Here is a 12,830-nt window from a genome sequence, read left to right on the forward strand (position 1 = left end):
ACTCACTTAATTGCTAATTTTTAAATTAAAAGACATGAAAAAGTTAACCATTTTATATATCACAGGGGTACTTCTGACAAGTATGACATCCTGTACCAAGGATTTTGACGAAATCAATACGAACCCAAATGTTGTAGACAAACCAAATCCGAATTTTATTTTCAGCAAAGCACAACTAGACGGTTTAAACAATAATTATTTTGCTACCAATATTCTCGAATGTGGCGGAATGCTGCAACATTATGCAACGTATAAAGAAGCCTCTGGTGCCGGAGATAAATATTTAAGTAATGAAGTTTATTATTCGGCTTATTTTAATCAGGTTTACCCAACCGCATTAAACGAAACAGAAATCGTAATCAATGCCGTAAAAAGTACGCCAACAGACAGCAACAAACTTAATATTGCCAGAATCTGGAAAGCGTATTTGTACCACAGAATCACAGATTTGTACGGCGACATCCCATATTCTGATGCTGCAAAAGCACTAAGTCAATCTGTCTTTCTTCCTAAATATGATACACAGGAATTTATCTACAAGGATTTATTAAAAGAATTAGACGAAGCAGCTACAGCATTAGATCCTGCTAAACCAAGTTTTGGCAAAGCCGATTTTATCTATGACGGAGATGTTGCAAAATGGAAAAAGTTCTCGTATTCTTTGATGCTTCGTTTAGGATTGCGACTAAGCAAAATCGATCCGGCGCTATCAAAAACATGGGTAACCAAAGCGATCGCAGGCGGAGTAATTTTGAATACTGCCGACAATGCAATCATGAAATATACAGACGGACCTAATGATATTAACAGAAATCCGGTTGGTTTCGATTCGAGAAAACAAGATTTTACAGCAGGTTCTTTTGGTCAAAAAAATGTTGAAGGCGGAAAATTAGCCAAAACATTCATCGATTTACTGAAAACAACTGCCGATCCCCGAATTAGTGTTTATGCAGGAGTTTGGCAAGGAACAACTCAAAATACAACGCTTGCGGCCCAAAAAGGGTTCCCCAACGGAACCAAAATAGCGCCAACAGCAGCTGAACAAGCTACTTATTCTGAGCCTAACCAAAGTACTGTTTTTAAATACGATGCCCCGCTGATGCTAATAAGCAATGCCGAAACCAACTTGTACCTTGCCGAAGCTGCTGCAAGAGGCTGGTACACCAATGAAACCGATAAAGATTTATATGAAAAAGGGGTAAAAGCTTCTTTCTTAAACATGGGAATTTACGGAGTTAGTTACACCATAACCGATGCAACACCTTATTTAACCCTTAATCCGTACAATACGGCAGGATCTTTTGAGGCTAAAATGAACCAAATTCACACACAGCTTTATATAGCATTGTTTGTAGACGAGCAAGAAGTTTATGCCAACTGGAGAAGAACAGGATATCCTGTTTTAGTACCGGTAAATTTTCCGGGCAACGTTACAAACGGCACCATACCAAGACGTTTCAAATACCCAACCAGCGAATATTCAGTGAATTCGAGTAACTTAGCTGAAGCAATTAAACGCCAGGGAGAAGATAGTTTTACAACCAGAATGTGGTGGGATAAATAGTAATCTTTCTGTGTAAATAATTTAAACACATAGAAACATAGCTTTTATTTGCGCTAAAAAAAGGCGTTTCACTTGCATTAAAACACATAGTTACTATGCGCTAAAAGCTAGCTTTTTTTAACCCCTTAATTCAAGTAAAAAATCTATGTTTCTATGTGTTTAAATCAAAGTCACAGATTAAAAGATTAAAGAAATTATAAAATCTGCGCGATCTGCAAAATCTGCGTGAAAAAATAGTTAACACATAGATTTAATTTGGCAATCAACACAGAATCTATGGGTGCCAATAAAATTTTCACCAATTACTCTCATCGAGTTTAATAATACAAAAGATAAATGAGCATATTAATTCTTACGGCATGCATTGCGTTTTTAATCGTCCAGATAGCCTGGTTTAAAATCAATCCGTTTATTGCCTTTATCATAACAGCTTTATTAGCAGGTCTGTTTTTAGGTCTGCCAATAAACACTTTGTCACAAACGGTTCAAAAAGGTTTAGGCGAAATGTTAGGATCTATTACGTTGATTATTGTTTTTGGGACCTGTATTGGTAAACTTACCGTTTCATCTGGTGCTGCCAATGTCATTGCCAAAACAGTTATGGGATGGACGGGCAAAAAATACGTACGCCTTGGCTTAATGATTACCGGATTTATTGTTGGGATACCACTGTTTTATAGTGTTGGATTTGTTTTGTTAGTACCCTTAATCTTCTCAGTAGCCCATCAATTTAAATTATCAAAAGTATATCTGGGAATCCCGATGCTGGCGTCGCTGTCAGTAGCACATGGTTTTTTGCCCCCGCATCCGTCTCCAATGGCTTTGAGCAGTATTTTGAAAGCTGATATCGGACTTGTTTTAGTCTACGGAATTATCATTGCAATCCCCACTATTTTTATTGCGGGTTTGTTGTTTTCAAATTTGCTTAAAAACATCAAAACCGAATCGGATCATGAGATCCTGAATGTCGAAGAAATCATAAACGGAGGAAAACAACCTAGTTTTTCTATTAGTTTATTCTCTGCCTTATTTCCTGTTTTCGGGTTAACGCTGACTTCTATTTTACCTATGATATCCAAAAATGAAACTTTAGATAACATCTGTAAAACTGTTGGTGAACCCAGTATGATTATGTTGATTTCTTTATTGATTTGTACCTATACTTTAGGAATCAGAATGAATCGAAGCATTACCTCAGTAATGGATGATTATGCCATTGCGATAAAAGATGTTGCTTTGATTGTTTTAATTGTTGGTGGAGCCGGAGGTTTAAAAGAAGTAATGATCGTAAGCGGTGTAAACGAAACTATAGTAACTGCTTTAACACAAATAAACATTCATCCTTATTTATTGGCCTGGATGATGGCGGCAATCATACGCGTTTGTGTGGGTTCTGCTACAGCTGCCGGATTAATGACTGCCAGCGTTTTATTGCCTTTACTACAAACCACTGGACTCGACCCTAACTTATTGGTTTTGTCCGTAGGAGCCGGAAGTTTAATGTGCTCGCATGTAAACGATCCAAGCTTCTGGATGTTCAAAGAATATTTTAATATCAGCCTGAAAGATACCTTCAAATCATGGACCGTCATGGAATCTCTGGTATCTGTTTTAGGAATCATTTTCGTTTTTATTTTAAACTCTATAATACATTAATATCATGAATTTATTACCACAAGAAAAATTTGAAACATTAGGCTTATCATTACCGCCGGCACCGCAGCCACTTGGTATTTATAAACCTTATTTGGTTGATGGTAAATATTTATACCTTTCAGGTCACGGGCCTGTTAACGACGACAAATCTTTAATCATTGGCCGCATTGGTGATGATATGGATATCGAAGAAGGAAAACTGGCAGCAAGACAAGTAGGCTTAACCATGCTTTCTACGATTGTAACCAATTTTGGGAGCCTGAACAAAGTAAAACGTGTTATAAAAGTTTTAGGAATGGTCAATTGCAACGGCGAATTCCTGAGACATCCGTATGTAATAAACGGTTGTAGCGAATTGTTTGCCGAAGTTTGGGGACAAGAAAACGGAATTGGCGTAAGAAGCGCCGTAGGAATGGGCTCACTACCGGACAATATTCCTGTTGAAGTTGAAGCTGTTTTCGAATTATATTAAAGAAAAGTTATGCCACAGATTAATTGGATTAAAAAGGATTTTTTTGTTTGCCACGAATTTCACTAATTAGCCCGAATTATTTTTACGCAGCGAATTAGTGAAAATTCGTGAAATTCGTGGCGACAATAAACTATGACAAAATTTTTAAACATATAGAAACATAGATTTTTTACTTGTATACTAGAAGGGAGTAAAAAAAGCTAGCTTTTACACATAGCTATGTTTGTTAATGCAAGTGAAACGCCTTTTTTCAACACTTTCGAAAACTATGTTTTTATGTGTTAAAAGAATTAACCGCTACGTTTATAAATCATTTTAATCCGTGTAATCCGTGGCAAAAAAAATAACAACAATGAACACAAACTCACCACAAACTAGAATTGCAACTTTTGGAGAATTATTACTCCGGATGAATGTTGCTGATGGAAACCGATTTACGCAAGCCAATGAAATAAAAATTCATGTAGGCGGTGCCGAAGCAAATGTTTGTGTTTTACTTTCTCAACTCGGGATTCAAACCGATTATATTACCCGATTACCCGAAAATGATTTGGCACAACTTGCGGTAAACGAACTTCAGAAATACAAAGTAAACACTTCAAAATGTGTTTATGGCGGAGAACGTTTGGGATTGTATTTTGTTGAAGCCGGAAATCAAATCAGGCAATCACAGGTTATTTACGACAGAAGCAATTCGTCGTTTGCAACTATCGAAAAAGATCAGATAAACTGGGATTTGGCTTTAGCCGATGTTACACATTTTCATTGGTCAGGAATTAGTCCGGGAGTTTCAAACGAAGCAGGTTTAGCTTGTAAAGAAGCGATTTTGGCAGCACACAAAAAAGGTTTGCCCATTTCTTCCGACTTTAATTATAGATCCAAATTGTGGCAATACGGAAAACACCCGTCTGAAATTATGCCGGATTTGCTTCAATACAGTACCATTACCGTTGCCGATCTTGATGCAATTGAAATTTATTTCGGAATCAAAACAGATAATACCGAATCAGATTCTGATCGTTTTCAGAAAACATTCGAATTATTAAAAGTAAAAATGCCTTTTCTAAAAACATTAGCAATGAGTTTTAGAAAATCAGATGGACCGGCGCATTTATACAAAGGATTACTGATTCACGAAGGTAATTTTTACCAAACACAAGAACACAAAATACATGTTGTAACGGATCAAATTGGTTCCGGAGACGCTTTTAATGCAGGGTTATTATACGGATTATCCAATAAGTTTTCCGGACAGGAATCGATCGAATGGGCAACGGCCTGTGGCGTAATCAAACAAAGTATTCACGGAGATTTTGCCATAACAAATCTAAACGAAATAAGTCATTTCATCAAAAATGGCTCAAGTAATAGAATTAATAGATAAACAAAGAATATGTACAGCATTTTAAAAAAGCAAGGCGTACTACCATTAGTAACCCAAATCAACATTGAAACAGCCCAAATCGTATTGCAATCAGCGGCTGATGCTGGCATAAAAATTATCGAGTTTGCTGCTCGTGCAGATAATGCTAAAGAAGTTTTTAGCCAAATGATCGCCTTTAAAAAAGCCAATAATCTGGATGTAAAAATTGCCGTTGGCTCTATCTTGAGTGTCGATGATGCTGAGACGTTTCATCTTCTTGGAGCAGATTGTATCGTTTGTCCGCATACAGATCTGGAAATTGGCAATTATTGCTTTAAAAACAATATCTATTGGATTCCCGGAGCTGCGACATTAAACGAAATATTGCAAGCCAATAAATTAGGAGCTGAGATCGTTAAGCTATTCCCCGCCGATAAAATTGGTGGTCCGGGATATGTAAAAGCGATTAGAGCACCTTTCCCAAATTTAAAAATAATGCCAACCGGAGGCGTAACACTCGAAGAAAGTAATTTGAAATCCTGGTTCAAATCCGGAGTGGTTTGCGTGGGAATTGGTTCTAATTTATTTTCGAAAGAAATGCTTTTGAACTTAAATTACGAGCAATCTCTTCAGGCATTTCAAAATTTAATTGAAGTTGTAGAAAAAACCAGAAACTAAAGTTATGCAAGACAATTGGTGGAAAATTAATTCCGAACTCCGCATTGATACGCCATTTCTGGCTGTTTACGAAGATCGTATTCAGGCAAATATTGAGCGTTTGATTGAAGCAGTAAAAGGCGAAACTCAAAAATTAAGGCCTCACATCAAGACGCATAAAATAGGTGAAATTCTGGATTTGTTTAAAACCTACAACATCAATAAAATAAAATGCGCCACAATTGCTGAGGCTGAATTGGCAGCGATACATGAAATCCCAGACGTACTTCTCGCCTATCAACCCGTTGGCGCTAAAAAAGACAGATGGATTTCATTGATTCAGAAATATCCAAATGTTGCTTTTTCGACTATTGTCGACAATTTAGATTCGGCGAAAGCCTTAAATGAAAGTGCCAAGAAAAATAATCTGAAACTTACCGTTTATCTGGATCTAAATACCGGAATGAACAGAACCGGAATTTCGGTTTCTAAAAACTGGAAAGGTTTAATTGACGAAATTGTTCTCTTGAAAAACATTCATTTTGCAGGAATTCATATTTACGACGGTCATCTAAAAGGCGATTTAGAACATCGCGTTTCTACTGCTTCCAATTTATTTTTTAGTATAAACGAAGCTGTTGAAGCAATTAATAAAAAATTGGGTTACGAATTAAAAATTGTCGCTGGCGGATCAAATACATTTCCGTTTTATGCCACTCAAAAAAACGTAGAATGCAGTCCCGGAACTTTTGTTTTTTGGGATTCGAATTATCAGATTCATTTGCCGGAACAGCATTTTGAACCGGCTTTGGTTATTATTGGAACCATAATTTCAAAACCAACAAGTTCTACTCTTTGTATTGATATTGGATACAAAGCCGTAGCTTCTGAAAACCCGATTGATAAAAGATTAGTCATTTTAAATGATGACAACCTAATCCCGACAGCACATTCAGAAGAGCATTTAATCATAGAAAACCAAGGGAAAAACGAATATGCTATTGGGGATACCATTTATGCCCAACCGTACCATGTTTGCCCAACTTGCGCGCTTTACGATTCAGTTCAGGTCGTGAATGCCGCGCACGAAATTTGTGATCAATGGCTGGTCGTTGCCCGCAGCAGAAAAATTAATATCTAGCAGCAGAAAAAAATAGAAAATAGAGCAAAGAAGAAAGAGAATAGACCTTGTAATAATACTTGAGAATCTCTGAGCCTTTGGATCTTTGTGCCTTAAAAAAAATACTATGTTTATAATAGACGCCCATTTAGACCTGAGCATGAATGCGATGGAATGGAATCGAGATTTAAGAAATGACGTACCAACGTTACGCCATCTCGAAAAAGGAATGACAGACAAACCGGATCGCGAACGCGCGACGGTTTCGTTTCCGGATTTGCGACGCGGCAATATTGGTATTGTGGTCGCTACTCAAATTGCACGATTTGTAAAACCGGACAGCATTATCCCGGGTTGGAATTCTCCTGAACAAGCCTGGGCACAAACTCAGGGACAATTTGTCTGGTACAAAGCCATGGAAGAAGCGGGAGAAATTACAGCAATTACCGATAAAAAATCATTACTAAAACAAATTGATTTATGGAATGACGGAACGCCAAACGATAAAAAACCTATTGGTTATATTTTGAGTCTGGAAGGTGCTGATTCTATTATTGATGTTTCATATTTAGAAAAAGCATACAATTACGGATTGCGTGCCATTGGTCCTGCACATTACGGGCCCGGACGTTATGCAAACGGAACGGATGCAACCGGAAAAATGAATCAAAATGGTCTTGATTTATTAAAAGAAATGGAACGTTTGAATATTATTCTCGATGCGACCCATTTATGCGATGATGCTTTTTGGCAAGCTTTAGATCATTATCACGGACCCGTTTGGGCAAGTCATAACAATTGCAGAAGTCTGGTAGATCACAATCGTCAATATAGTGATGAAATGATTCAGGCTTTAATTTCTCGTGGAGCCGTTATTGGCGGTGCTTTAGATGCCTGGATGTTGGTTCCGGATTGGGAAAGAGGCGTTTCGACACCAAAAGGTAGCAATTGCAATCTCGAAACTGTTTTTAAACACATGGATCACATTTGTCAATTGGCAGGAAATGCCAATCATATTGGCATAGGTTCAGATTTGGATGGTGCTTTTGGTACAGAACAAGGTCCGTATGATCTAGATACGATTGCCGATTTGCAAAAATTGGTTTTGATCTTTAAAAACAACGGATATTCTGATGGAGATTTAGATAAAATCTTTCATCAAAACTGGATCAATTTCTTACTGAAAAATTGGGATTAAATAAAGTCAGCAAAGAATACAAACTTGCTTTTTGCCACGAATTTCTCGAATTTACCCGAATTGTTATTTTGAAACTGTTTAAAAAACAGCCAAAAATTTAAAGAAAGTGTTTTAGGGCTTTGACAAAGAGTTACTAACTCAAAAAAAAACTACTTTAAAAAGAATTAGATAGGATTAAAAATATATTAAAACTGTGTAATAAAGTTTTCTCGCAGATTTGGCAGATTGAGCAGATTTAATTTTAAATTTCTATTAAATTAATCTGTACTTATCAGCTTAAATCTTTTTATCCCGATAATTATATCGGGAGCGTGAAAAAATAATTCGTGAATTCGTGGCAAACTAAATAAAAACTAAACTTGGAACTGCCTTCTTATACGACTGTAATTTTTCGTCGTTTGGATCAACTTCTGTAACCACATAATCAACCTCAGATAAGTTGGCAATTTTCATTTTTAGAACCGTGTCGAGTTTTTCAGAAATAGTAAGAATTGCTGTTTTTTCAGAAGCCTGAATCATTGCCTTTTTTACCTGAACAGTTTCCCAATCAGAATCTGAGAAACCTCCTTCGATATCCAAAGCATTGGTTCCTAATATTAATAGATCGACTTTAATATTCGCCAATTGATTATAGACATCGCCGCTCACACACATTTGGCTGTAGGATGAAATACTGCCGCCAATCATGATAATTTTAACATTGGGTTTATCCAGAAGTTCAACCGCAGATAAAACGGTAACGGTAAAAATGGTCAGATTTAAATCATTAGGAATTAAACGAATGAATTCACGAATTGTAGTTCCGCCACCAATTAACAAAACCATTCCGTCATGTAGTAAACCTAATGTTTTTTGCGCAATGATTTGCTTAGATTCACCTGCATAAGTCTGATTCTTAGTCGAAGAATGGTGATAGGCTTTTGTCATCGCACCACCTTTTACCTTAATCAATAAAGATTCTGACTCAAGTTCGTTAATATCACGTCTCACTGTATCTTCTGAAACAAATAATTTAGCCGAAAGCGTTTCAAAACTTACACGAGTATGCAAATTTATCTCTTTTAGAATAAGATTTTTACGTTCTTCCTTAGTGTAATTAACCACTTCATTATCATTACTCATGCAAATTCATTTTTGATATCGACAAATGTAAACAATAAATGCAATATTATTGCGAAACAAATCACAACACAAAGTAATAAAAAAGTTAATTCGGCTATTTTAAAGACATTTATACCTAAAAACCTTTTGCATTTTTTTTGCAAACCCTATTCCAGAAATCATAAATTTGTTTTATACGACCCAAAAAATAAACGCTATCTCATTATGAAAAATATCCTCTCTCTCTTTTTGATATTTTGTTGTTCGATCGTAACGGCGCAAACCACCCCAATTAATAATTCGATCATTCCTGCACCAAATTCCTACCATGCAACCGGAGACAGCATACGCTTAAACGGAAAGATAAAAGTTTCGTTCGAAAAAAATAAATTTAGTACCCGAGAACTTAAAACAGCACAAATTTTTGAAGCTGCTGTAAACTTAAATACAACAGATAAAAAGAGCACTATCGAAGTTTTATTTATTACTACAAATCCATCTTCTACACTAAAAAAAGAAGGATATAAAATTAATATTACCCCTAAAAAAATTACCGTTACCGGAAGCGAAGAAGGATTGTTTTATGCTGTTCAGAGTTTATTGCAAATGCTTCCGAACAAACCACAGAGTCAAGAAGTAAAATTACCCTGTGTTACTATAGAAGATGAGCCCAGATACCACTACCGCGGGCTTCACCTCGATGTTTGCCGTCATTTTTTCTCCGTAGATGTTATAAAAGATTTTATTGCACAAATGTCCAGTTATAAGCTAAATAACTTTCACTGGCACTTAACGGACGATCAGGGCTGGAGAATTGAGATAAAAAAATATCCAAAATTAACAGAAGTCGGTTCCAAAAGAGCACAGACTTTGGTTGGAAATAAGTTCGAAAGAGCACCGTATTTTTTTGACGGAAATCCTTACGGAGGATTTTACACACAGGAAGAAATCAAAGATGTAGTAAAATTTGCCGAAGACCATTACGTCAATATTATTCCGGAAATCGAAATGCCCGGTCATGCAACGGCAGCCGTTACGGCTTATCCTAATTTGTCTTGTTTTCCGGATCGTCAATATAAAGTGATCGAATATTGGGGCGTTTTTGATGATATTTTCTGCGCCGGAAAAGAGGAAACTTTTACTTTCCTGGAAGATGTTTTGACCGAAGTTATGGCATTATTCCCAAGCAAGTACATTCATATTGGTGGAGACGAATGCCCTAAAACAAAATGGAAAGAATGCCCAAATTGCCAAAAGAGGATCAAAGAATTAGGTTTGAAAAACGAACATGAATTACAAAGTTACCTCACCACCCGAATCGAAAAATTCCTGAATGCAAACGGAAGACAAATTCTGGGTTGGGACGAAATGCTGGAAGGCGGATTGGCACCAAATGCGGCTGTAATGTCATGGCGAGGCGAAGCTGGCGGAATTAGCGCTGCAAGACAGAAGCATAATGTAATCATGAATCCGGAACAAGTTCTCTATCTGGATTATAACCAAGGATATTCGCCGCAAGAACCATTGACAATTGGGAGATTAACAACAGTTGAAAAAATATACAACTACAATCCCACTCCTGTTGATAGTTTAACCGTTGCCGAACAAAAATATATTATGGGTGTGCAATCTAATCTTTGGTCTGAATACCTGACAAGTCCGGCGAAGTTAAACTACATGATTTATCCGCGTGTATTTGCTTTAGCCGAAATTGCCTGGACAGAACCTAAAAATAAAAACTACACCAATTTTATTCTAAATCAGATTCCGCATCATCTAGAAAAATTGGAAGCACAGAAAAGATTGTATAAAGTTCCGAGTCCTTTTGGTTCTAATGAAACGGCATTAATTGCCTCAAAATATGTTCTGGATTTAAAACCAACCATCAAAAACGGACAAATCTTTTATACCATTGATGGATATAATCCAGATGAAACGGCTGAACTATATACCAAACCAGTAACCATAAATATCCCAAAAGGAGAATTTAGAATTATAAAAACCGTTCAAATTAGTCCAGGCGGAAGAAGAAGTTCTATTAGTAAAATATTAGTTAGAAATCCGGAATTAAAATCGGCTTTAGCTATAAAACCAACTAAGAAAGGTTTAAAATTTGATTATTATACCGGAACCCTATTCCAGCAAGTTCAGGATCTGGAATTAGCAAAACCTGTTAATTCAGGTATTTTTGAAGGCACTATAAGCAGCGAAAAATGGAAATCGAAAACAGAGCGTTATATCGGCTTAAAATTTGACGGATACATCTTTATTCCGGAAACGGCAAATTACACGATTTCGACCCTTTCAGACGACGGATCGAACCTTTTTATCGATAATGAATTAGTGGTTAATAACGATGGTATTCATTGGCTCAATGAAGCGTATGGAGCAGTAAAACTTGAAAAAGGTTTCCATAAAATAAACATTGGTTATTTTGATCAGATTGGTGGAACGACTTTAACGTGCTTCATTCAGCAAGAAGGCAAAGAAAAACAAGAAATAAGCGCTTCGCAATTGTATTATGAATAAAAATAAAAACCGCATTCTACCTAAGATTGAATGCGGTTTTTTTTCTTTAAAAATTACTTCGCTATAACAGCTTTACTAATTTTTTCAAAATCATTATCCTTTAGATTGTAGGATCCTGCGCCATAAAAATAATAAGCAGGATCTCCTGTTTTTGCATTTACAACTTGCAGGTATTTATTTGCATTCATACTTACATATCTTAAATAATAGATCTCCTCATTATTTAGAATCTTCTTTTGCAAATCCTCATCTTTTATAAACTGAAACTTATATTTATAATCTTCTAAAAGATCTTTAAGATCCTTCTCGTCTCTAAGTTTTTCAGATATTCTCCAAGGATTATATTCCATCATGTAAGCTTCTGGAATATAAAGTGTAGCATCTTTTAAATTTTTAATTTCCGGTTTAGCAAAATCATCATAAAGTCCGCAGTGTTCTCCCTTGCTAATGATTTGATTCATTTGTTGAAAGTAATTTTTCAACATTCCTAAATTGGTATTTGTAAAACTATTTTCGGTATACATTCGGGCAAAAAGAATATCGGCTTTTTCATCTGATCTTGTTTTCATGGCATCCACCAGGAACGCATTATTCACACAAAGAGGAGCTCTTGCGATATTAATTAAATTCTCTCTGAAAAGATCTTTCAATTTCCCTTCGTACCTCTTATCGTCTACTTTTAATTTTTTAAAGCCCTTGTCAAACTTTTCCTTATCCAAAATTCGTATCACAAGATTGGTATGAACAAACGTAGTTCCTTTTGAAGTTACCTTTATATCTCCGTCAAGATTTGCAATTGAATAGTTTCCATCAGCAAAATCCAACATTTTAAAATCCTTAGGCTCAACCACTTTATAAGGGGTTACAGTCCAGACTTCTTTCAGGATTTTTTCATAATCTTCTTTTTTATTTAACTGAGGTAATACAAAAACAGTAGTTGTAGCCTTAAATTTCTCTAACTCCCCTTTTTCAAATGGGTCATTTGCGCCACGATCAGAAGCAGTTACCGCTACTTGAGCATAATTCTGAATGCTCAAGGCAAGCATTACAATAAGTAAAATTCTTTTCATTTAATAGGATTTGTTTTTGGTGTATATTATTTTTAGGTGCGGTAAAAATAGTACAAAAAAAAACGCATCCAACTTAATGAATGCGTTTTTATATAAACTA

The 12,830-nt window shown here is 36.0% G+C and carries 10 protein-coding genes; 8 read left to right on the top strand and 2 right to left on the bottom strand.

Annotated elements, in window-relative coordinates; genetic code table 11:
• The first annotated feature begins 34 nt into the window (after positions 1-34).
• From B0A64_RS06905 to B0A64_RS06935, 7 genes are all read left to right on the top strand, one after another.
• On the top strand, positions 35-1,564 hold the full coding sequence (locus tag B0A64_RS06905; protein WP_089478789.1) for a SusD/RagB family nutrient-binding outer membrane lipoprotein: 1,530 nt from the start codon (positions 35-37) through the stop codon (positions 1,562-1,564).
• 336 nt (positions 1,565-1,900) lie between these two features.
• Positions 1,901-3,220, top strand: coding sequence for a GntP family permease (locus B0A64_RS06910; protein ID WP_089478790.1), 1,320 nt, complete (start codon positions 1,901-1,903; stop codon positions 3,218-3,220).
• A gap of 4 nt (positions 3,221-3,224) precedes the next feature.
• Positions 3,225-3,692 (top strand): RidA family protein, encoded by a 468-nt coding sequence (locus B0A64_RS06915; protein WP_089478791.1) that lies wholly within the window; start codon positions 3,225-3,227, stop codon positions 3,690-3,692.
• Positions 3,693-4,044: 352 nt separating this feature from the next.
• Positions 4,045-5,076: a sugar kinase gene (locus tag B0A64_RS06920; RefSeq protein WP_089478792.1), complete on the top strand. Its 1,032-nt coding sequence runs from the start codon at positions 4,045-4,047 to the stop codon at positions 5,074-5,076.
• 9 nt (positions 5,077-5,085) lie between these two features.
• A complete protein-coding gene (locus B0A64_RS06925) occupies positions 5,086-5,733 on the top strand; it encodes a bifunctional 4-hydroxy-2-oxoglutarate aldolase/2-dehydro-3-deoxy-phosphogluconate aldolase (protein WP_089478793.1) in 648 nt (215 codons plus the stop codon).
• Between the two features lie 4 nt (positions 5,734-5,737).
• A complete protein-coding gene (locus B0A64_RS06930; RefSeq protein ID WP_089478794.1) occupies positions 5,738-6,853 on the top strand; it encodes a D-TA family PLP-dependent enzyme in 1,116 nt (371 codons plus the stop codon).
• Positions 6,854-6,959: 106 nt separating this feature from the next.
• A complete protein-coding gene (locus tag B0A64_RS06935) occupies positions 6,960-8,030 on the top strand; it encodes a dipeptidase (RefSeq protein WP_089478795.1) in 1,071 nt (356 codons plus the stop codon).
• 342 nt (positions 8,031-8,372) lie between these two features.
• Here the strand turns inward: B0A64_RS06935 and B0A64_RS06940 are convergent, their stop codons facing one another.
• On the bottom strand, positions 8,373-9,152 hold the full coding sequence (locus tag B0A64_RS06940) for a DeoR/GlpR family DNA-binding transcription regulator (protein ID WP_089478796.1): 780 nt from the start codon (positions 9,150-9,152) through the stop codon (positions 8,373-8,375).
• Between the two features lie 204 nt (positions 9,153-9,356).
• On the opposite strand from B0A64_RS06940, the gene B0A64_RS06945 reads away from it, so the two are divergent.
• Positions 9,357-11,660: a family 20 glycosylhydrolase gene (locus B0A64_RS06945; protein WP_089478797.1), complete on the top strand. Its 2,304-nt coding sequence runs from the start codon at positions 9,357-9,359 to the stop codon at positions 11,658-11,660.
• Between the two features lie 53 nt (positions 11,661-11,713).
• Here B0A64_RS06945 and B0A64_RS06950 read toward each other — a convergent pair whose 3' ends face one another.
• On the bottom strand, positions 11,714-12,730 hold the full coding sequence (locus tag B0A64_RS06950) for a hypothetical protein (RefSeq protein ID WP_123875881.1): 1,017 nt from the start codon (positions 12,728-12,730) through the stop codon (positions 11,714-11,716).
• Positions 12,731-12,830: the final 100 nt, after the last annotated feature.

This window comes from Flavobacterium araucananum, from assembly GCF_002222055.1.
In the GTDB taxonomy this organism is placed as follows: domain Bacteria; phylum Bacteroidota; class Bacteroidia; order Flavobacteriales; family Flavobacteriaceae; genus Flavobacterium; species Flavobacterium araucananum.

What these genes read in the sequence shown, in the direction of transcription:
- B0A64_RS06905 (WP_089478789.1), top strand. Translation starts at nt 35, where the DNA reads ATGAAAAAGTTAACCATTTTATATATCACAGGGGTACTTCTGACAAGT.
- B0A64_RS06940 (WP_089478796.1), bottom strand. Translation starts at nt 9,152, where the DNA reads ATGAGTAATGATAATGAAGTGGTTAATTACACTAAGGAAGAACGTAAA.
- B0A64_RS06920 (WP_089478792.1), top strand. Translation starts at nt 4,045, where the DNA reads ATGAACACAAACTCACCACAAACTAGAATTGCAACTTTTGGAGAATTA.
- B0A64_RS06925 (WP_089478793.1), top strand. Translation starts at nt 5,086, where the DNA reads ATGTACAGCATTTTAAAAAAGCAAGGCGTACTACCATTAGTAACCCAA.
- B0A64_RS06935 (WP_089478795.1), top strand. Translation starts at nt 6,960, where the DNA reads ATGTTTATAATAGACGCCCATTTAGACCTGAGCATGAATGCGATGGAA.
- B0A64_RS06950 (WP_123875881.1), bottom strand. Translation starts at nt 12,730, where the DNA reads ATGAAAAGAATTTTACTTATTGTAATGCTTGCCTTGAGCATTCAGAAT.
- B0A64_RS06945 (WP_089478797.1), top strand. Translation starts at nt 9,357, where the DNA reads ATGAAAAATATCCTCTCTCTCTTTTTGATATTTTGTTGTTCGATCGTA.
- B0A64_RS06930 (WP_089478794.1), top strand. Translation starts at nt 5,738, where the DNA reads ATGCAAGACAATTGGTGGAAAATTAATTCCGAACTCCGCATTGATACG.
- B0A64_RS06910 (WP_089478790.1), top strand. Translation starts at nt 1,901, where the DNA reads ATGAGCATATTAATTCTTACGGCATGCATTGCGTTTTTAATCGTCCAG.
- B0A64_RS06915 (WP_089478791.1), top strand. Translation starts at nt 3,225, where the DNA reads ATGAATTTATTACCACAAGAAAAATTTGAAACATTAGGCTTATCATTA.